The 19,315-nt window shown below is 67.3% G+C and carries 23 protein-coding genes; 16 read left to right on the plus strand and 7 right to left on the minus strand.

Translation table 11 applies throughout. The annotated features are described in order from the left end of the window. Window positions 1-15: 15 nt before the first annotated feature. From HMPREF2914_RS11530 to HMPREF2914_RS11550, 5 genes are all read left to right on the plus strand, one after another. A complete protein-coding gene (locus HMPREF2914_RS11530) occupies window positions 16-468 on the plus strand; it encodes a ferritin-like domain-containing protein (RefSeq protein WP_003088965.1) in 453 nt (150 codons plus the stop codon). Window positions 469-669: 201 nt separating this feature from the next. Further along, window positions 670-1,140 carry a hemerythrin domain-containing protein gene (locus HMPREF2914_RS11535; RefSeq protein WP_003088967.1) on the plus strand — a complete coding sequence of 157 codons (471 nt, stop codon included), beginning with the start codon at window positions 670-672 and terminating at the stop codon, window positions 1,138-1,140. Window positions 1,141-1,143: 3 nt separating this feature from the next. Then, complete coding sequence (locus tag HMPREF2914_RS11540) at window positions 1,144-2,220, plus strand: M42 family metallopeptidase (RefSeq protein WP_003088971.1); 1,077 nt, start codon at window positions 1,144-1,146, stop codon at window positions 2,218-2,220. A 26-nt stretch (window positions 2,221-2,246) separates the two neighbouring features. Then, on the plus strand, window positions 2,247-2,597 hold the full coding sequence (locus HMPREF2914_RS11545) for a YgaP family membrane protein (protein WP_003088973.1): 351 nt from the start codon (window positions 2,247-2,249) through the stop codon (window positions 2,595-2,597). A 55-nt stretch (window positions 2,598-2,652) separates the two neighbouring features. After that, window positions 2,653-2,874 carry a hypothetical protein gene (locus tag HMPREF2914_RS11550; RefSeq protein WP_003088976.1) on the plus strand — a complete coding sequence of 74 codons (222 nt, stop codon included), beginning with the start codon at window positions 2,653-2,655 and terminating at the stop codon, window positions 2,872-2,874. Window positions 2,875-2,905: 31 nt separating this feature from the next. Here the strand turns inward: HMPREF2914_RS11550 and HMPREF2914_RS11555 are convergent, their stop codons facing one another. From HMPREF2914_RS11555 to HMPREF2914_RS11565, 3 genes are all read right to left on the minus strand, one after another. Then, window positions 2,906-3,214: a hypothetical protein gene (locus HMPREF2914_RS11555; protein WP_073657401.1), complete on the minus strand. Its 309-nt coding sequence runs from the start codon at window positions 3,212-3,214 to the stop codon at window positions 2,906-2,908. Window positions 3,215-3,498: 284 nt separating this feature from the next. Further along, window positions 3,499-3,846, minus strand: a complete 348-nt coding sequence (locus HMPREF2914_RS11560) for a hypothetical protein (RefSeq protein WP_003110770.1) — start codon at window positions 3,844-3,846, stop codon at window positions 3,499-3,501. 12 nt (window positions 3,847-3,858) lie between these two features. After that, window positions 3,859-4,449: an NAD(P)-dependent oxidoreductase gene (locus HMPREF2914_RS11565; protein WP_003088985.1), complete on the minus strand. Its 591-nt coding sequence runs from the start codon at window positions 4,447-4,449 to the stop codon at window positions 3,859-3,861. A 229-nt stretch (window positions 4,450-4,678) separates the two neighbouring features. Here HMPREF2914_RS11565 and HMPREF2914_RS11570 point away from each other — a divergent pair, with 229 nt between their 5' ends. After that, window positions 4,679-6,631 (plus strand): hybrid sensor histidine kinase/response regulator, encoded by a 1,953-nt coding sequence (locus HMPREF2914_RS11570; protein WP_003162797.1) that lies wholly within the window; start codon window positions 4,679-4,681, stop codon window positions 6,629-6,631. Between the two features lie 3 nt (window positions 6,632-6,634). On the opposite strand, the gene HMPREF2914_RS11575 is transcribed toward HMPREF2914_RS11570, so the two are convergent. Next, window positions 6,635-7,243: a Yip1 family protein gene (locus tag HMPREF2914_RS11575; RefSeq protein ID WP_003123473.1), complete on the minus strand. Its 609-nt coding sequence runs from the start codon at window positions 7,241-7,243 to the stop codon at window positions 6,635-6,637. Between the two features lie 161 nt (window positions 7,244-7,404). Between HMPREF2914_RS11575 and HMPREF2914_RS11580 the strand changes: the two genes are divergently transcribed. Then, window positions 7,405-7,626 carry a hypothetical protein gene (locus HMPREF2914_RS11580; RefSeq protein WP_009876384.1) on the plus strand — a complete coding sequence of 74 codons (222 nt, stop codon included), beginning with the start codon at window positions 7,405-7,407 and terminating at the stop codon, window positions 7,624-7,626. On the opposite strand, the gene HMPREF2914_RS11585 is transcribed toward HMPREF2914_RS11580, so the two are convergent. Beyond that, window positions 7,610-8,560 (minus strand): methyltransferase, encoded by a 951-nt coding sequence (locus HMPREF2914_RS11585; protein WP_003144272.1) that lies wholly within the window; start codon window positions 8,558-8,560, stop codon window positions 7,610-7,612. The two genes, HMPREF2914_RS11580 and HMPREF2914_RS11585, sit on opposite strands and share 17 nt — an antisense overlap. Next, window positions 8,544-9,920: an iron-containing redox enzyme family protein gene (locus tag HMPREF2914_RS11590; protein WP_023091843.1), complete on the minus strand. Its 1,377-nt coding sequence runs from the start codon at window positions 9,918-9,920 to the stop codon at window positions 8,544-8,546. Before HMPREF2914_RS11590 ends, HMPREF2914_RS11585 begins: the two co-directional genes overlap by 17 nt. A 185-nt stretch (window positions 9,921-10,105) precedes the next feature. Between HMPREF2914_RS11590 and HMPREF2914_RS11595 the strand changes: the two genes are divergently transcribed. The 3 genes from HMPREF2914_RS11595 to HMPREF2914_RS11605 all read left to right on the plus strand — a co-directional run bounded on the left by HMPREF2914_RS11595 (window position 10,106) and on the right by HMPREF2914_RS11605 (window position 12,481). Then, window positions 10,106-11,320, plus strand: a complete 1,215-nt coding sequence (locus HMPREF2914_RS11595; RefSeq protein ID WP_022580084.1) for a carboxylate-amine ligase — start codon at window positions 10,106-10,108, stop codon at window positions 11,318-11,320. A gap of 27 nt (window positions 11,321-11,347) precedes the next feature. Beyond that, window positions 11,348-11,770: a low affinity iron permease family protein gene (locus tag HMPREF2914_RS11600; protein ID WP_003089012.1), complete on the plus strand. Its 423-nt coding sequence runs from the start codon at window positions 11,348-11,350 to the stop codon at window positions 11,768-11,770. 156 nt (window positions 11,771-11,926) lie between these two features. Beyond that, on the plus strand, window positions 11,927-12,481 hold the full coding sequence (locus HMPREF2914_RS11605; protein ID WP_003089015.1) for a ClpP family protease: 555 nt from the start codon (window positions 11,927-11,929) through the stop codon (window positions 12,479-12,481). A 105-nt stretch (window positions 12,482-12,586) separates the two neighbouring features. Here the strand turns inward: HMPREF2914_RS11605 and exoY are convergent, their stop codons facing one another. Further along, the gene (gene exoY, locus HMPREF2914_RS11610) at window positions 12,587-13,723 is read right to left on the minus strand and encodes a type III secretion system adenylate cyclase effector ExoY (RefSeq protein WP_023091842.1); all 1,137 of its coding nucleotides are present in this window, start codon (window positions 13,721-13,723) and stop codon (window positions 12,587-12,589) included. A 381-nt stretch (window positions 13,724-14,104) separates the two neighbouring features. Between exoY and hcnA the strand changes: the two genes are divergently transcribed. From hcnA to HMPREF2914_RS11640, 6 genes are all read left to right on the plus strand, one after another. Continuing rightward, window positions 14,105-14,419 (plus strand): cyanide-forming glycine dehydrogenase subunit HcnA, encoded by a 315-nt coding sequence (gene hcnA, locus HMPREF2914_RS11615; protein ID WP_003089025.1) that lies wholly within the window; start codon window positions 14,105-14,107, stop codon window positions 14,417-14,419. Beyond that, window positions 14,416-15,810 (plus strand): cyanide-forming glycine dehydrogenase subunit HcnB, encoded by a 1,395-nt coding sequence (hcnB, locus tag HMPREF2914_RS11620; RefSeq protein ID WP_023091841.1) that lies wholly within the window; start codon window positions 14,416-14,418, stop codon window positions 15,808-15,810. Before hcnA ends, hcnB begins: the two co-directional genes overlap by 4 nt. Window positions 15,811-15,812: 2 nt before the next feature. Continuing rightward, complete coding sequence (hcnC, locus tag HMPREF2914_RS11625) at window positions 15,813-17,066, plus strand: cyanide-forming glycine dehydrogenase subunit HcnC (protein WP_023091840.1); 1,254 nt, start codon at window positions 15,813-15,815, stop codon at window positions 17,064-17,066. A 153-nt stretch (window positions 17,067-17,219) separates the two neighbouring features. Next, entirely contained in the window at window positions 17,220-17,804 is a 585-nt protein-coding gene (locus HMPREF2914_RS11630) for a TetR/AcrR family transcriptional regulator (protein WP_003124682.1), read from the plus strand. 130 nt (window positions 17,805-17,934) lie between these two features. Then, the gene (locus HMPREF2914_RS11635) at window positions 17,935-18,972 is read left to right on the plus strand and encodes an NADP-dependent oxidoreductase (protein WP_003132100.1); all 1,038 of its coding nucleotides are present in this window, start codon (window positions 17,935-17,937) and stop codon (window positions 18,970-18,972) included. Beyond that, window positions 18,969-19,313, plus strand: a complete 345-nt coding sequence (locus tag HMPREF2914_RS11640; RefSeq protein WP_023091839.1) for a putative quinol monooxygenase — start codon at window positions 18,969-18,971, stop codon at window positions 19,311-19,313. Before HMPREF2914_RS11635 ends, HMPREF2914_RS11640 begins: the two co-directional genes overlap by 4 nt. Window positions 19,314-19,315: the final 2 nt, after the last annotated feature.

Below are 19,315 nucleotides of genomic sequence, written 5' to 3' on the forward strand. Positions count from 1 at the left end.
GCCAAGGAGAGCGAAATGAACCAGACCAACCTCGACGACACCCTCGACGTACTCAACGACCTGCTGCAAACCAGCAAGGATGGCGAGGCCGGCTTCCAGGCCTGCGCCGAAGACCTGCGCGATCCGCAGTTGAAGGCGGCGATGCTGGAGCAGAGCCGCGACTGCGCCGCGGCTGCCGACGAGCTGGAGCGGATCGTCCTGGAACTGGGTGGCAAACCCAAGGACAGCACCAGTTTCGCCGGTGACCTGCATCGGCGCTGGGTCGACCTGAAGTCACTGGTCACCGGCAAGGACGAAGAGGCGGTGCTCAACGAATGCGAGCGCGGCGAGGATGTCGCCAAGCAGCGTTACCAGGCGGCGCTGGAAAAACCGCTGCCGGCGGAGATCCACCAGGTGATCGAGCGCCAGTACCAGGGCGTGCTCCGTCACCACGACCGGGTCCGCGCCCTGCGCGACGCCCGCGCCTGAGGCCCGGTGCCGCGAGGGGAATGCCATGAGGCGGTCCCGGGCCTTGCTGCGCGACGGCCAGGAACCGCGCTCATCGCGGATCTCCGCGTTTCCGCTGATCGAGGCGACCGCCCGTCCTCGTGACTGAACTCGGCGGAGGAGCGCGCGCTCAGCCAGAGAGAGTGCCGGAGCACTCGGATAACAAACCGATGAGGAGCGACCATGAACGCCATCGAATTGCTGGTCCATGACCACGAGACCGTGAAGAAACTGCTCAACGAACTCAGCGAGACCACCGAACGGGCGCTGAAGAAGCGCAGCGAGCTGCTGGGCAGGCTGGAGCTGGAACTGGTGCTGCACACCGCCATCGAGGAAGACATCCTCTATCCGGCGATCAGGGACAGCGGCGGCAAGGAAGAGCTGAAGATGTACTACGAGGCCAAGGAGGAACACCGCACGGTGGACTCCCTGGTCCTTCCCGACCTCAAGCGCACCCGCCCGGACACCGTGCAGTTCGCCGGCCGGGTCAAGGTGCTCAAGGAACTCCTGGAGCACCACATCGAGGAGGAGGAGGGCGAGCTGTTCCCGCGCGCCCGGCAATTGCTCGACGCCGCCGCCCTCAAGCAACTCGGCCAGGCCATGCAGCAGCACAAGAAAGAGCTGAAGGCGCGCCTGGAAAAACGGGCGGCCTGAGGCATGCGCGAAGAAGACCGCGCCTTGCTCGAGGAACTCCTGCTGGCACGTGGCCCCGGTGGCCAGGAAGACGAGGTCAGGGCCATCTGCCAGCGGGAACTCGAGGGCTGTTGCGACGAGGTCGGCAGCGATGCCGCCGGCAACCTGGTCGCGCGAATCAGCCCGCCGCACCTCCCGCGCGAGCAGGCGCGGCGGGCCGCGGTGCGGCTGCTCGCGCACCTCGACGAGATCGCCATGATCGTCAAGCGCGTCGAGGCCGACGGTACCCTGCGCGTAGTGGCGCTCGGCGGCGCCCAGCCGGTGAGCTTCGGCGTCTGTCCGGTACAGATCCTGGCCGGCGAGGCGGTACTCGACGGCGTGCTGTCCTACGGCAGCATGCATGCTACCGGCGAGTCGCCGCAGGGCTCCGACGTGCTCTCGGGCGCGGTGCACTGGCGCGACGTACACGTGGTCACCCGGCGCAGCGCCGAGGAACTGGCGAATCTGGGCGTGCGACCGGGTACCCGCGTGGTGCTCAACCGTCTGTGGCGGCGCCCGTTGTACTTCCAGGATTGCGTCGCCGCGCACTTCCTCGACGACCGCGCACCGCTGCTCGCCGTGCTCGGCGTGGCTCGCGAGATCGCCCGGCGCCGCGACGAGTTGCACGGCGACCTCTACCTGGTGCTCACCACCATGGAGGAGGAGAGTAACGCCGGCGCGCTGTTCGCCGCGCGCCGACTGCCGGGCGACATCAGCATCGCGGTAGAAGTCGGCCCAACGGTAGCCGAATACGGCACCCGGCTGTGCCGCGACCCGATCGTCAACAGCGGCGACTCCAAGGGTTATTACAGCCGCCATGTCACCGACCGCCTGTTGCGGGCCGCCGAACGCTGCCAGTACCAGCCGCAGGCGGCGCTGCTGGTGGACTTCGCCTCGGACGCCAGCGCGCTGCTGAGCCACGGCGAGGCCGCGCAGGTCGGCTGCATCGGCATTCCGACCGAGAACACCCACGGTTTCGAGATCGTCCTGGAAGAGGGCATCGAGGCTTGCCGGCGGACGCTGGTCGAGTTCCTCGTGCAACCGCCGGACGACGAAGCCTGACCGATAACCGAAGCAAGGAGAATTCCATGAACGAATACCTGCCGACTTCGACGGCCAATGGCCTGCCGCACAACCTGCAGCGCGGCGAGCGACTCGCTTCCATCGGCGCCGGACTGGTCCTGGCCGGCTTCGGCCTGGCCCGCGGTGGCTTGCCCGGCGCCTGCAAGGCGGTCGCCGGCGGCCTGCTGGTCAGCCGCGGGTTGAGTGGGCATTGCCATGTCAAGGGCCTGCTCAATGAACCGCGGGAAGAGTTGCAGTTGCTGCGCGAAGAGGTGCAGCACCTGACCCGCCGCCTGCAGCGCCTGCAGGAGCGCCAGCGCGACGACTCGCGGCAGGACGCTGCGCTGGACGCCGAGCTGCCGCCGAACCTGCCGTGATAGCCATGGGCCCTGCGCCTGGCGCAGGGCCCACCGAAGAGAGGAGGGCGAGACGATGGCCAGCCAGCTGTTCCTGATCAGCTACATCCTCGACGACCAGCCGATGACCTGCGAATTGCACAGCGAGGCGGAAACCCTCAGCCGCGAGGAGGCCCGCCGCCACTTGGAGGCACTGCATCGACCGCACGACGCCGAGGCGATCAGCGATATCCAGGTCAGCAAGGTGGAACGTACCCATGAACCGGGCACCACGCCGGGACACTACCAGCAGCCCTGACGGCGGGAGGGAAAAAGAAGGGGGGAGGGGCTCAGCCGGTGCCGGTCTGGAGTTCCGCCTCGAACTCGCCGAAGCGCGTGATTTCCTCGCGCAGGTTGAGGATGAAGGCGCTGAGGTCGCTGAAGCTGCTGCTCTTCAGGAAGTCACTGTTGGGCACGATGTAGAGCGCGCCGTGGGGACCACCCACGCGGCAACTGATGGTCACCGTGAAGTCGGGGTTCAGTTGGCACTGGCAGTCGTGGTCGCGCAGTTCCTCCTCGAGGATCTTCTTCAGGTACAGGTAGGAAAGGTTCATCTGGCCAGCTCTCCCCGGTTTGCGCAACGCAAGAAAAAAATCCACTCCGTCCCTGGAGCGGGATTAGCCTGAATCAGAGAGAAACCGTCGATACATGCCAACGGTACGGATAACTATAGGTGCCGCGAGGCCGAAATGCCGGCAACATCCAGAATCTGCGGGATAAGCTGCATCCCGCATGGCGCGCGGGATGCAGAATGCAAGAGATCGTGCAGAACGCTGATGCCGGAATGCAATCATCGCGGGTGAAAAGCCCGTTCGGCACTCCTTATAAGCATCTGGAAAATTCGCAACGCCATCGGGTTATATGTGTTTTCTCGATATCTCCGCTACGAACCTCGCCGATTCACCGGCGAAGAAGCCGATCTTTTTTGCCGGGTTTCCCGCATCGCCCGCCGCAATCCCCTTGCCACCCCGTAACCGAGCAGGCAGCCGAGCAGGGTAGCGCCGACCTGCAAGACCAACCCCAGGGCATTGGCCAGGCTCGGCGAGCGTGCGAGTACGCCGGCTTCGGGCCAGAACGCCAGCCATACCGCGACGAAGGCGAGCACCAGGTCGTACCAGGCGCCGCTGACCCCGCCCGGGCGGTAGCCGCGAACGAAAACGATGAAGGCGCTGAAGGCCAGGGCCAGCAGCAAGGTGCCGAAGGCCTGGCTGAGGGTATCGGGGCCGGACATGGCGGGTTCTCCTCAGGGCGCCAGGCGCAGGCACTGGCGCTTGTGCAGGCCGAGACGGACTTCGTCGAGCAGCGCTTCGGCGCAGGCGAATACCCTGGCGGCCTCCACTTCCGCGACGTCGCCGGCGCGGCTGAAATCGTCGATGCGCAGGCCGGCGGGCAGGCTCGGGACCTCCACCAGCGTCCAGTCCAGGCCGCTGACCGTGAGGCTGCGCTCGAGCCCGGCACCCAGTTGCTCCTCGCCGGCGTCGCGCGGCGCCACCAGCCATTGCCAATGGCCAAGCAGGAACAGGCGCGGTACCTCGGCGCGCAGGGCGCCATCGATCAGCGCGGCGCAGATCGGCGGCAAGGCTTCGGCGGCGTAGTCGGACAACGGCGCGAACAGCAGGTCGAGACCGGCAGCCGCCTGGCTGACCTCGATCGACGACGCCAGGCTGGCTGGCTTGCAGCGCAGCCCGGGGCGCGCCTGCAGGCTGTTGAGATCGGCTTGCAAGGCGCTGACTTCGATCTGTCGCTGCAAGGCGGCGGCGATCAGCGCCTGGCTCAGGCTGTCGTGGGGATGGAATATCCCCAGCTTCAGGGTTGCGGTTTCCAGATTGCGCATGGGAACTCCGGGGTCGGTGCGGTGGAAAGGAGATGTCCCTACCTGCATATCGAAAGCCATACTCCGCACAAGGTTCCGGCGAATGGAATTCGCCGGCCGCGCCGGGGTCTTCCGAAAGGTCGGCCAAGTTCCTGGGGCGAGCCAGCGAGCGGCCGGAAGACGTTCTTCGTACTACCTTGCTGGGTGTGCCTTGCAGCCCGGGTCGAGCAGCCGACGAGTGAACACGTCCATGAAAACCACAAGAAAACCGAAAGTCCCCTTGAACCAGGCCACGCGCAACCGCCTGCTCGACGAAGCGGTCGACGACTACGCGATCCACACGCTGGACAGCGCTGGCCGTATCGCCAGCTGGAGCGCCGGCGCGGCGCGCCTGTTCGGCCACGACGCGAGCGAGATCCTCGGCCGCGACTACGCCTGCTTTCATACCCGCAAGGACCGCGACGCCGGCGTTCCGCAACAGGCGCTGCGCCAGGCGGATGCCGAGGGCCGCTTCGAGACCGAGGGCTGGCGGGTGCGCAGCAACGGCAAGCGCTTCTGGGCGCAGGTGGTGATCGACGCCATCCGCGACAGCCAGGGCCAGTTGCTCGGCTTCGCCCAGCTGATCCACGACCTCAGCGAAGGGCGCGCGGCCAAGGAGGCGCTGCGGCGCAGCCAGGAGCAGTTCCGCCTGCTGGTGCAGAGCGTTACCGACTACGCCATCTACATGCTCGACCACCGCGGGCGGATCACCAACTGGAACCTCGGCGCCCAGCGGATCAAGGGCTACCTGCCGGAAGAGGTGATCGGCCGGCACTTCTCCTGCTTCTACACCCCCGAAGACCGCGAGGCCGGCGAACCGGCCCGCGGCCTGGCCGCCGCCGAACGCGAAGGGCGTTTCGAGAAGGAAGGCTGGCGGGTGCGCAAGGACGGCAGTCGCTTCTGGGCCAACGTGGTGATCGATCCGATCCGCGACAGCGATGGCCGGCTGATCGGCTTCGCCAAGGTAACCCGTGACATCACCCACCGGATCGAAGCCGAACGCGAACTGGAACGGGCCCGCCAGGAGCTGTTCCAGGCCCAGAAGATGGAGTCCCTGGGGCACCTCACCGGCGGCGTGGCCCACGACTTCAACAACCTGCTGACGGTGATCATCGGCAGCCTCGGGCTGCTGAAGAAACGCCTGCCCGGCGACCAGCGCACCGCCGACCTCTTGCAGAACGCCCTGGAGGCCGCCCAGCGCGGCGCCAACCTGACCCAGCGGATGCTTTCCTTCGCCCGCAAGCAGCGTCTCGATCCGCAGCCCTGCGCGATCCCCGACCTGCTGCGCGGGATGACCGACCTGCTGATCCATTCCCTGGGACCGAGCGTATCGATCGAGACGCGCTTTCCCCTGGATCTCGACCTCGGCCTGACCGACGCCAACCAGCTCGAACTGTCCATCATCAACCTTGCCACCAACGCCCGCGACGCCATGCCCAACGGCGGGCGCATCGTCTTTTCCGCGAGCAACCAGCGGGTGCCGGCGGACAATCCCCATCGCCTCGCACCGGGCAACTATATCTGCCTGAGCATCAGCGACACCGGCAGCGGCATGGACGAGGAAACCCTGCGCCGTGCGGTGGAACCCTTCTACACCACCAAGGGGGTGGGGCGTGGCACCGGGCTGGGCCTGTCGATCGTCGACGGCCTCGCCGAGCAGCTCGGCGGCCGGCTCACCCTGGAGAGCCAGCCGGGCGTCGGCACCACCGCGAACATCTGGATACCCGCCGTTCCGCGAACCCCGGAAAGCGCCCGTACGGGCAATGGCGCGACGCCGCAGGCGCCCAGCGAAAGCGAGCGGGTGCGCTTGTCCTGTCGAGTACTGGTGGTGGACGACGATCCGCTGGTGTTGAACAACACCGCGGCGATGCTGGAGGACCTCGGTTGCTCGGTACTCAAGGCCGACTCCGGCAGCCTGGCCCTGGAGATTCTCACGGCGACGCCGGAGCTGGACATCCTCCTGACCGACCAGGCGATGCCACGGATGAACGGCAGCCAGTTGGTGGAGCGGGTCATGGCCCAGGGCCGGCCGCTGAAGATGGCCCTGGCCACCGGCTTCGCGGAAAAGATCGAAGGCGCGGCGGCACAGTTGCCCAAGCTGGCCAAGCCGTTCGGCCAGGAAGAGTTGTACCTGTTCCTGACCGGCACGCTGAAGGCCGGCTGAGCCTCAGCGCAGGTACTCGCCGCTGCCGGCCAGGCTTTGCCCCCAGAACTCGATGAAGATGAAGGCGGTGGTCAGCAGGGTCAGGAAGCCGACGCCGAGGATGCAGAAGGCGTAGAACAATGTCTGCCGCTCCTGCATGCGCATGAACAGCGGCAGGCCGGTGAACAGCAGGCGTACCGAGTAGGCGCAGGCAGCCGCCGCGGCCAGCAGCAGGAGGATCCGCCAGGGCACCAGGGCGACGATCCCGGCGAGCATCAAGGGCACGGCGATCGCCGTGGTGAAGGTCAGGCTGCCCGGTACGCTGGGGCGCGACGGCGTGCGGAACAGCACCCAGCGTACGAAGAAGCCCATGATCACCACGCCGGCGACGAAGCCCAGGTAACACATCGTCGCCAGCAGCAGGGCGCTGCCGCTGGAGAGGTGTTGCACGCTGTCGTTGCCCGGCAGCGACCAGCCGACCTGGGTAGTGCCGATGAACAGGCAGGCCGCCGGCAGCAGCGGCAATAGCAACAGCGGAACGAGGAAGGCGAAAGGGTGATGGTCGTAGTCCTGGCGCAGACGAGGCCAGGCATTGGAGGGACTGATCAGTAGCCGAGCCATTTCGCGGGTCATGACGGGCACCTCTTTTCTGTGGCGTTCAGGAGTCTGGACCGGCCCGGCGCGAGGGGGTTCAGGTGGCGTGCCGGGCGGTCCGCGACCGCCCATCCAGGGCCTTGAACCGGAAGACGCGGGGAGCGCCGAAAGACAAACGTCCCTGTCTTCCGGAGGAGCCCATGACCACCTACGAAATCCAGCACATGCGCGGCTGGCGGCGTTTCGCCCGCACCGTGCGCGCCGCCAGCCGGGCCGAGGCGGAACGCCTGTGCCTGCCCTGGGAGTGGGTGGATGGCGAGGTCCTCGCGGTGATTCCGGCCGAGGCCGAGGTGGCCGAGCGCTGGCAGCGCCTGAACGAGGATCTGGTGGAAGGCCTGGAGCGCCTCAGGCGGGACGAGTGACCCGCAGGCCGACCACGGCGATCCGCTCGGCTTCGCGGTAGGCGGGGCTGTCCAACTCTTCGGCGAACACGTCCGGGTCCAGTTCCTGGTAGTCCCAGTCCCACTCCCGAGACGCCAGGCGTTCGCGGATGCGGGCGAGGAACGGATCGCCGCCTTCGACCATCGCCACCCCGGTATACAACAGCAGGCTGCCGCCGGCTTCCAGGCGCTCGAGGGCGGCATCGACGATTGCCAGCGAGAGCCCGGCGCCGAGCATCCCGCCACCATGCCGGTAGGCGCGCTCCGAGGCATCCAGGAGATAGGGCGGGTTGGCCACGATCAGGTCGAAGCGACCGGGCGCCTGGCTCAGCAGGTCGCTACGCGCCAGGGTCAGGTTACCGACCCCCGCCAGCGCCGCGTTGACCCGCGCCAGGTCGAGCGCCGCCGGATTGATATCCAGCCCGTGTACTTCGGCGTCCGGGCAGGCCATGGCGATGCGGATCGCGCCGGGGCCGGCGCCGCAGCCGATATCCGCCGCACGGCGGATGCGTGCCGGATCGGACGATGCCAGGTGGCTGCGGATCAGCCGGTCGAAGCGGTAGGTGTCGGGGCCGAAGAACACCGCGTCGGCGGCCAGGGTAGGGAAGGCCGAATGGACGAACAGTTGCTCGCCGAGGCTGGAGACGCGCACCTGGCTGCGCCAGCCGTCCGCCTCGCGGCGGATCAGGTCGGCGCCGGCAAGAAGGGTCAGCCAGTCGGCCGGCAGGCTTTCCCCGGCGAATGCCCGGCTCCAGCCGAAGATGCCGGCCAGGTCCCGGGCCATGCGGTTTTCCGGGCGGGCGTTGACGCGCTCATGGGTAGCCGGGGTGACGGTGACGAAACGGTAGTCCTGGCCTCGCAACCAGTTGCCGAGGCTGACCAGGACGTCCAGGCGCGGATCATGCAGGCTGGGCATGGGCGGCCCTCCAGCGCTGGCTGAACATCCGCGTGGCAAGGAGACCGGCGGGCCCGTGGTGGAGGTGCGGGGCCATCAGTTCGAGAAGGCGTGCCACGCCCTGCTCGGAGGATAGCCGCAGCAGCTCGCGCCGCAGCGCGACCTGCTCGGCGTCCACGTCTCCGCCCGCCGTCGCCGGCTCCGCCAGCGGTGCAAGCGGGTCCCTGTCCGCCGGAGCGGGTGCTTGCCAGTCGCCAGCGATCCAGTCGTACAGCAACTGCCGCTCGTAGGGAGTGAAGACTCCGAACATTGCCGCCCGGTCGCCCTCGATCAGGTTCCAGAAGCGGCTGCCGCGCGGATCGGCATGGCGCCGGATCCAGCCCTCTTCCTCCAGGCAGGCGAGAAACGCCGGGAACCGCCCAGGCACCGCCAGCCACTGGTTCACCGTGCGCCCGCCGATCCGGCAACGATCCGAATGCATCCCGGCGGCGTAGGGGCGCTTGCGCTCGAACATGGCCAGCAATTCTTCCTCGAGATCGAAGCCGTCGATCACCTGCTCGGTGCTCAGGCCGACCTCGTTCAGGCGGTAGCCGTTCCTCACCCGTTCGAGGAAGGCCGCGCGCCCGCCAAGCTGCGGCAGGTTGTCGTAGAGCGCGCGCAGGGCCTTGCGCGCATGCCCGCTGGCGGCGTTGTCGATGGTCACGTGCAACTGGAAGTAGTAGGGGTCGAAGCCCAGCTCGCGCAGCTCCTGAGTGGTGATCAACAGGTGCAGCGGCGGTTGCTCGTAGCCGAGGTTGTAGCCGATCACTTCGGGCAGGTAGTCCGCGGCGAGGTGGCCGAGGGCGAGTTGCTGGGTGCCCTGCAGGTAGTGGAGGTCGCTGAGGCCTTCGACTTCCTCGCTGCCGATGCTGGCCAGCAGGCGCCGGTAGAGCAGGACGTGGTTGCGTGCCGGGACGCCGTCGCCGAGTTCTTCGAGGAAGGTCTCCAGCAGCGGCCGCAGGCGTTCCTCGCCATGATGCGGCAACAGCCCATAGAGCCAGGCGCCGTCGACCAGCTTGGTCGGGGCCACGCTGCGAATGAAGTGCATCGCCTGGGAGGGAACCTGGAAGTAGCGTCGCCCTTCGCCGCGCCGACGTGCCCGGAGGTATTCGGCATGCGCCTCGGCGGTGCGCCGGGCCCCGGCGTCGAGCCAGGCCGGCCAATCGGCGGGGTCCTCCGGCAGGTCGTCGTCATGGGTGGCGGCCAGGCTCAATTGCTGGTCGAGGAACTCGCCGGCGGCTTCGAGGTGCTCGCGGGGCTCGTCGAGCAGGGCGTGGTACAGGTCGCGGACCCTGGGCGAAGGGCTTGCACTGGAGGCAGGGAGGGGCGAAGACAGGCTCATGTCGCGTTCCTTGTCGTGGGTTTGCGGGGGCGGCCGGGGCGACCACACATATGGGTGCGAGTGATCCCAGGGGAAAAAGGTTTCACTGGCAGGATCGGTGGCGCGCCGAGGAACCTCACGGCGGAAAAAACGAACCTCGACGGCACTCCGGCGTCTTCCCGAGACAAACCCCGGGAGCTGCGCCGATGACCCACGACCTGGCCGCCAGCGGCCTTCGCTTCGGCATCGAGGAAGAATTCTTCCTGCTCGATGCCTCCGACCTGGACATCGTCCGCTCCGCACCCGCCGGATTCGTCGGGGCCTGCCGTGACACGCTCGGCGAGCATTTCGCCGAGGAGATGTTCGAATGCCAGGTCGAGGTGGCCAGCCCGGTGTTCTCCACCCTGGCCGAGGCCGCGCGCTTCCACGGTCAGGCCCGGCAACGCCTGGCGCATCTGGCCATGGAATTCGGCCTGCGCTCGCTCTGCGTCGGCACCCACCCCTTCGCCGACTGGCGGCGGGCGCGAAGCAATCCGGCGGCGCACTTCGCCCGCCTGTTCGAGGACCAGGGGCGGGTGGCCCGGCGCAGCCTGGTCTGCGGCCTGCACGTGCATGTGGAGATACCGCCGAGCCACGACCGCATGGCCGTGCTCCAGCGCGTGTTGCCGTGGCTGCCGCTGCTGCTGGCGTTGAGCGCATCCTCGCCGTTCCGCGGCGGCCGGCGCAGCGGTCTGGCGAGCTATCGACGGGCACTCTGCGGCGAGTGGCCGAGGATGAACATTCCTCCGGCCTTGCCCGACGAGGACGCCTATCGCCGCCACCTGGCGCTGCTACGCGAGGCCGGCTGCATCCGCGAGGATGGCCAGGTCTGGTGGATGATCCGGCCGTCTTCCCATGTGCCGACCCTGGAGCTGCGTATCTGCGACGCCTGCCCGCGCCTAGCCGACGCGCTGAGCCTGGCCGGGCTGTTCAGGGCGCTGGTGGGCGAAGCGCTAGGCGCGGGCCCGCGTGCGTTGCCGGTCGCGCGCGACGCCTGCCTGGAGGAAAACTATTGGCAGGCGCTGCGTTACGGTTGCGCCGGCCGCTATCTCGTCGACGGCCGCTGCGTAGGTGCCGGGGACTGGCTGGAAATGGCCTGGCGACAGTGCCGGCCGCAGGCCCGCCAGGGCAACGAATGGGCCTACGAGCATGCCCGTGGATTGCTCGGAGAGACCTCCGCCAGTCGCCAGTTGCGGCGCTACCAGACATTGCGCGCAGCGGGCCAGGAACGGCACGTGGCGCTGCGCCGGCTGGTGGAAGAACTGCTGGAGGAGAATCTCCAGCCGGCCTTGGCCGGTCCGGCCGGCAAGCGCGCCCACGAAGGCGGCCGGTCATTCCGTCCGGCCGCTGGAGCGCCGATGTCAATCCGCGGTCAGGAGTAGGGAGAACGTCACAGGGGGTTCGCCACCATGAGCTTTTCCCGATTCGCCCAACGCCTGTCCAACTGGAGCGGCCGGCCGCCGACCTTCGTCATCGCCCTCGGATTGATCCTGGCATGGGCGATCAGCGGGCCGTTCTTCGACTTCAACGATACCTGGCAACTGGTGATCAATACCTCGACCACCATCGTTACCTTCCTCATGGTCTTCCTCATCCAGAACACCCAGAACCGCGATACCGATGCGCTGCACATCAAGATCGACGAACTGCTGCGCAGCACCCGGCGCGCCCACAACGCGCTGCTCGGACTCGACGACCTGGACGCCGACACCTTGCGCGAACTGCGTGAGCGCTACCAGCGGATGGGTGAGCGGGATGGAGATACGCCGCAGGGCGTAGCCAGCGAAGAAGCCCGCGAATGCGCCTGCGAGGAACGACAGCGCGACGCCTGAAGCCTCCCTGCGTAAGGCAGCCGCGTGCTCATCGTGCCTGGTTCCTGGCCGGCACTGCCATTCGTCGCGCCGATGGCTCGCGGCGCAGGCGCGACAATCCTCTGTAGGGAAACCCGTGCAGACCGTCGAGGAACCGATACGGAAAGAGAGGCGAGCATGTCCAAGCAGCACATCATCCATTTCACCGGGCCGATCAATTCGTCCACCTGCGGCAATCTGATCAACACTTGCGCCAAGGTCCTGCAACAGGAGGCCGAGGAGTTGCGGATCAACATCGCCACCATGGGCGGGGAATGCAGCTACGGCTTTACCCTGTACAACTTCCTGCGCGCGCTGCCGGTGCCGATACATACCCACAACCTGGGTACCGTCGAGTCGATGGGCAACATCCTGTTCCTCGCCGGCGAGCGACGCAGCGCCAGTGCCCACAGCAAGTTCCTGTTCCATCCTTTCCACTGGACCCTGCATGGCGCGGTGGACCATGCGCGGATGGCGGAATATGCGATGAGCCTCGACTACGACCTGGAGCTTTACGCCCGGATCGTCGCCGAGAACACCCGTGATGCGCCGGAACGCCTGGACATCCCGAGCTACCTGATGGCCTATCCGCGCATCCTCGGTCCGGAAGACGCCCTGGCTTGCGGACTGATCCATACGGTGGACGATTCGCCTATACCCGCTTCCGCCTGCCAGTGGAGTATCCATTCCTAGCTTCCCCGCGCCGCCCAGCATATTCCGGCAAGCGGAAGGCCTTGGACAGGCGGCAGGATGCCCATGCCGCCGGGGAAAGCGGGCTTTGCCAACGACCTTCGCGCATCAGACCTTACGTTGGAAAAAGTCGAGCGCCTCCTGGAAGCTGGGCCGCAGCGGCACGTTCCAGTCGGGATGGGCGGTGAAGTGATAGCCGTTGCCCTTGATGCACTCGACCAGCAAGGAAAAGCTCTTCCGATCCGCCACCACGCAGACCTCGTCGAAGCGAACGGACTCTTCTCCGACCCGATGCTCCATGGCCCGGGGAAGGTAGAAGGTGGCCGGGAAGTTGTCACCCATATGGGAGCCTGGGTTGCCCGCATCGTCGCTGTGGTGAAACATCTCCCTGTGCTCCCCCCGGCCCAGGCAGTCATTAAGGGCGTCCACCAGCTGCCGCGTGCGCGGAGTGATGTTTCCCCTGGCCATATCCTCCCTGCCATAGAATCCGTCCTCGCTCAGGGGATCCTTTGCACCGAGGGGGGTGTATCTGACCGCGGTATTCCTTCTTGCATCGAGACCACCATTGCCATGCGCCTCGATCGAGGGCGCTACCAGGAAGAGGTCATAATCGGCGGTCATCGCCAGCCCGCAAGCCGGGCTGGCCAGTACCTGCACCGCTTCCGACCGCCCCAGGCGGCTGATCCTGTAGAGACCGTCCGGCTCCTGGCGGGCCTCGAACTCATAGCGTTTACCGCTGGGGCCCTGCGCGGTCAGGAGGCGAACCGGCCCGACACCGTCTGCCACCAGGCCGAAATTCCGCACCAGCTCCGCAAGGCGTTGCTGAGAGATCCGCAGGTCGGTCTGGGTATAGGCTCCGCCATCCATTCCCTTCGCCACAGCCAGGTTCAGCTTGCGTATTTCCGCCGTGTCGCGGTTTTCCCGCTTGCTGAGATGCTGGTCGACACAGATGAACCCCGCCTGCGGACCCCAGTTCGAGCTTTTCCCCTTCACCGAGAAGCCCTTGGTCGGGAAACCCTCTTCGATCAGCGTAGTGACGATTCTTTCAACCGGGCGAATGCCAAAGACGGTATTCGTCTGCCTGGCCACCGCCTGCATGCGCAAGGCATGTTCCACGGGACCCCCCACCCCCTGCGCATCGAACAGGTCCTGTAGAGCCCGTGCCTGCATATCCGCAGGGCGCAGTAGCGGTCCGGGCTGTGCCGTTGCGTTAGAAACCACCTGACGATGACCGTCGATACGCATGGTTCGTTTTCCCGCATATGCCAAAGAAGGAGTCGAGAATAAGAATCCGGGCAGCGGCGAGATATCAGAAAACGCGGACAAATTTTTTGTTTTCCGCACGCTGCCCGCGCGAGCGCTAGGTAGATGACTGCGACGCCGGGAAGAAACTTCGAATTCCCCGCGCGCAATTCAGGGAGAACCACATGGGGCCTCCACGGGTGAGCCGGCTTTGCTGCTTGGCACCCTGGGGTAGGCGCGGGTTCGACTTTTCCGCGCGAACACCTGCACCCCACCTACCAGAATTGGCAGGGGAAGATACCCACCTGTCATGGATCAATGTCCGCGCCCGGCCCGACTCCTAGTGTCGCCGGCTCCCGACTCTCTCTCACGGATGAAAGGGCAATGCACCTTCTTGAACGTCAACACGATATCCAGCCCCTCTCGCGGGCAGACATGACCATCCACCTCAATGGCCAGCCCGTCGCGGCGGCTGCCGGTGAGACCGTGCTCAACGTGCTCAATGCCGTGGGCCTGCGCCGGCTCGCGCGCAACGACCATGGCCAGGCCAGCGGCGCCTTCTGCGGCATGGGCGTATGCCACTGCTGCCTGGTCGCCATCGACGGCCGGCCCAAGCGCCGCGCCTGCCAGACCGTCGTCCGGCCGGGCATGCGGGTGGAAACCGAAAGCAACCGCTTCGACCGGGAGGAACGGCCATGAACCTGCGCCCGGTGATCGTCGGCGGCGGCTCGGCCGGCATGGCCGCAGCCATCGAGCTGGCCAGGCGCGGGGTCCCCTGCGTCCTCTTCGACGAGGCCTCGCGTCCCGGCGGGGTGGTCTATCGCGGCCCCTTGCGGGCCGGCGTCGATCCGGCCTACCTCGGCGCGCGCTACACCCGGATGCTGGAAAAACTGCGGCGCGATTTCTCCGCCTGCGCCGGGCACATCGACCTGCACCTGAACAGCCGCGTGGTCGGCGGCGACGGCCAGAGCCTGATGGTCCTCGACGAGGCGGAACGGCTGCACGAGGTGGAGTATTCGCACCTGCTCCTGGCCACCGGCTGCCATGAGCGCAGCGTGCCGTTCCCCGGCTGGACCCTGCCCGGGGTGATGCTCCTCGGCGGCCTGCAATTGCAGATCAAGAGCGGCGTGGTGAAGCCCCTGGGCGATACCCTGATCGCCGGCAGCGGCCCGCTGCTGCCACTGGTGGCCTGCCAGCTGCATGCGGCCGGGGTACGTGTCGCCGGGGTCTACGAGGCCTGCGCGTTCGGCCGCATGGCCAGGGAAAGCCTGGCGCTGCTGAACAAGCCGCAACTGTTCCTCGACGGCCTGAGCATGCTCGGCTATCTCAAGCTCAACGGCATTCCGCTGCACTATGGCTGGGGCGTGGTGGAGGCCAGCGGCGAGGGGGAACTGACGGAAGTGACGGTAGCGCCCTACGACGAAGAGTGGCGGCCCGACCTGGAAAACGCGCGACCGGTGAAGGCCAGCACCCTGGCGGTCGGCTATGGCTTCATCCCGCGCACCCAGCTCAGCCAGCAGTTGGGCCTGGAGCACGGCTTCAGCGACGACGGATACCTGCGCGCGGAATGCAACGTCTGGCAGCAGAGCAGCCAACCGCACATCCACCTGGCCGGCGACATGGCGGGTATCCGCGGCGGCGAGGCGGCGATGATCGGCGGGCGCATCGCGGCCTTGTCGATCCTCCTGCAACGCGAGGCGATCGCGCCCGCCGAGGCCATCGAACGCCGAGAATCCCATCTCGCCCGGCTGGAGGCGATCAAGCGCTTCCGCGCCGGAGTCGAGCGCTACACCCAGCGCGGCGCCCGCCAGGTCGAACTGGCGCGGGCCGATACGGTGATCTGCCGCTGCGAACAGGTCACCCGTGGCGACATCGAGCGCGCGCTCGAACAGGGCGTGCAGGACATCGCCGGGCTGAAGATGCGCACCCGCGCCGGCATGGGCGACTGCCAGGGGCGGATGTGCATCGGCTACTGCAGCGATCGCCTGCGCCGCGCCACCGGACGCCACGACGTCGGCTGGCTGCGACCGCGTTTCCCGATCGATCCGATCCCGTTTTCCGCATTCCAGAACCTCGGTACGGAAGCCTGAACATGAACAGAACCTATGACATCGTGATTGCCGGCGGCGGCGTGATCGGCGCGTCCTGCGCCTACCAACTGTCCAGGCGCGGCAACCTGCGCATCGCCGTGGTCGACGACAAGCGACCGGGCAACGCCACCCGCGCCTCGGCCGGCGGTCTCTGGGCCATCGGCGAATCGGTGGGGCTGGGCTGCGGGGTGATCTTCTTCCGCATGATGTCCTCCCGCAACCGGCGCGAGGCCCAGGGCGCGGCGGTGGCGGTGGACGCGAGCACGCCGCACATCCTGCCGCCGGCGTTCTTCGACCTCGCCCTGCAATCCAATGCGCTGTACCCGGAACTGCATCGGGAACTGATCGAACGCCACGGGATGGACTTCAAGTTCGAGCGCACCGGCCTGAAATACGTGATCCAGGACGACGAGGATCGCCAGTACGCCGAGCACATCGTGGCGCAGATCCCGCATCTGGCCGAGCAGGTACGCTGGCTGGACCGCGAGGAACTGCGTCGTGCCGAGCCGGCGGTCAGCCACGCGGCCCACGGCGCGCTGGAGTTCCTCTGCGACCACCAGGTCAGCCCGTTCCGCCTGGCCGACGCCTACCTGGAGGCGGCGCGCCAGAACGGCGTCGAGCTGTTGCTGGGAAGCAACGTCATCGGCGTGCTGCGCCAGGGCCGGCGGATCAGCGGAGTGCGCACGGACAATGCCGGGGTACTGCATTGCCGCACCCTGATCAACGCCGCCGGCGCCTGGGCCGCGGAACTCAGCGAAATGGCCACCGGCCGGCGCATCCCGGTGAAACCGGTGAAGGGCCAGATCGTCCTCACCGAGCGCATGCCGCGACTGCTGAACGGTTGTCTGACCACCAGCGACTGCTACATGGCGCAGAAGGACAACGGCGAGATACTGATCGGCAGCACCACCGAGGACAAGGGCTTCGACGTCAGCAACACCTTCCCGGAAATCGCCGGCCTGGTGCAGGGCGCGGTGCGTTGCGTGCCGGAGCTGCAACAGGTCAACCTCAAGCGCACCTGGGCCGGCCTGCGCCCGGGCTCGCCGGACGAACTGCCGATTCTCGGTCCGGTGGCGGAGGTGGAGGGCTACCTGAACGCCTGCGGGCATTTCCGCACCGGCATCCTCACCTCGGCGATCACCGGGGTGCTGCTCGACCGGCTGGTCCACGAAGAGACGCTGCCGCTGGACATCGCGCCGTTCCTCGCCGCGCGCTTCCAGCCGGAACGCGCCGCGGTGGCGGTCGCGGCCTGCTAGCTCAGGTTGGCGGAAACCCGCGGAGCGGGGCGGGCGCCGGTCCGGCGTCCGTTCCGCCCGCTTGCCGAGGGCGGCGAGCCTGCCGTCGGCGCTATGCTCATGGCTCCGAACCGCCTCTAGACGACTGGTCTAATTCAGGCTACCGTGCGCCCCATGAAAACCAGCTACGACGACACCCGCCAGCATCTGCTCGACACCGGATACCGGATCATGGCGGTCAAAGGCTTCTCCGGCGTCGGCCTCAACGAAATCCTGCAGACCGCGGGCGTTCCCAAGGGCTCGTTCTACCATTACTTCAAATCCAAGGAACAGTTCGGCCAGGCCCTGCTGGAGGACTACTTCCGCGTCTACCTGGCGGACATGGACCAACGCTTCTCCGCGCCAGGGCTGAATGCCCGCGAACGGCTGATGAGCTACTGGCAGAAGTGGCTGGACAACGCCTGCCCGCCCTGCGACGAGCAGCGCTGCCTGGTGGTCAAGCTCAGCGCCGAGGTCGCGGACCTTTCGGAAAGCATGCGCATCACCCTGCGCGACGGCTCCGACGGGATCATCGAACGCCTGGTCGGCTGCCTCGGGCAGGGCCGCGACGACGGCTCCCTCGCGCCGTGCGATGCCCGGCACATGGCCAGCGCGCTGTACCAGTTGTGGCTCGGCGCGAGCCTGCTGAGCAAGCTACACCGCAGCCCGGGACCGCTGGAAACAGCCATGCAGACCACCCGCAGCCTGCTGGAAATCTGAGGTACCGCCAGGAAATACCCGCCCCGCAAGAGGCGGGTATTTTTTCGACCCGTCAGTAGTTGACTGGTCTAATTTGCCCGGCGCACGGTATGAACCGTTCGCCACATGCGTCAGACAGAGGAGTCTGGATATGTCCCAATCCACGCAGGTCAACCGCCGCATCGTCCTCGCCTCGCGCCCCCACGGCGCCCCGACCCGGGATAACTTCCGCATCGAGCAGGTTCCGCTTCCTGAGCCCGGCGCGGGCCAGGTGCTGCTGCGCACCGTCTACCTGTCGCTCGATCCCTACATGCGCGGACGGATGAGCGACGCGCCGTCCTACGCGCCGCCGGTGGAACTCGGCGCGGTCATGGTCGGCGGCACGGTCAGCCGGGTGGAAGCCTCGAACCATCCCGGGTTCAAGGTCGGCGACTGGGTACTCTCGGCCAACGGCTGGCAGGACTACGCGCTTTCCGACGGCAGCGGCCTGGCGCGCCTGGGCGAGTCGCCGGAGCATCCGTCCTACGCCCTGGGCCTGCTCGGCATGCCCGGCTTCACCGCCTACATGGGCCTGCTCGACATCGGCAAGCCCCAGGCCGGCGAGACCCTGGTGGTGGGCGCCGCCACCGGGCCGGTCGGCGCCACCGTCGGACAGATCGGCAAGCTCAAGGGCTGCCGGGTGGTCGGCGTCGCCGGCGGTGCGGAAAAATGCCGCCACGCCGTGCAGGTGCTCGGCTTCGATGCCTGCCTCGACCACCATGCCGCGGACTTCGCCGAACGACTGGCCGAGGCCTGCCCGGACGGCATCGACATCTATTACGAGAACGTCGGCGGCAAGGTCTTCGACGCCGTCTTTCCGCTGCTCAACGCCAAGGCCCGGATCCCGGTCTGCGGCATCGTCGCCCACTACAACGACACCGACCTGCCGCCCGGGCCGGACCGCTTGCCGGCGCTGATGGGCACGATCCTGCGCAAGCGCATCAAGGTGCAGGGCTTCATCATCTTCGACGACTACGGCCATCGCTACGATGAATTCCAGCGCGACATGTCGAAGTGGTTCGCCGACGGCCTCATCCAGTACCGCGAAGAGCGGGTCGACGGCCTGGAGAATGCCCCCGAGGCCTTCTTCGGCCTGCTCCAGGGACGCAATTTCGGCAAGCTGGTGGTGCGCGTCGGAGCCGACGCATGAACCAGGCGATCCGCGTGGTAGCGCTGTTGCAGGCGCGCGAGGGCAGGGCGGCGGAGGTCGAGCGGCTGCTGCTGGCCTGCGTGCAGCCGTCGCGGGCCGAGGACGGCTGTCTGTCCTACGTCCTGCACCGGAGCCTCGACGAGGCCGGGCGCTTCGTCTTCGTCGAACGCTGGGCCGACCGCGACGCCATCGAGCGGCACCGACGGATGCCGCACTACAGGGCGATGGCCGATGCCGTCGCCGATCTCCTGGCGGACCGCCAGGTGTTCCTTCTCGAGGAACTGCCAGCGGCCAGCCTGTCTCCGGTAGATCCGGAACCTAAAAGACCCCACGAGGAGTGAAA

This window comes from Pseudomonas sp. HMSC067G02 (assembly GCF_001813485.1).
GTDB lineage: Bacteria > Pseudomonadota > Gammaproteobacteria > Pseudomonadales > Pseudomonadaceae > Pseudomonas > Pseudomonas aeruginosa.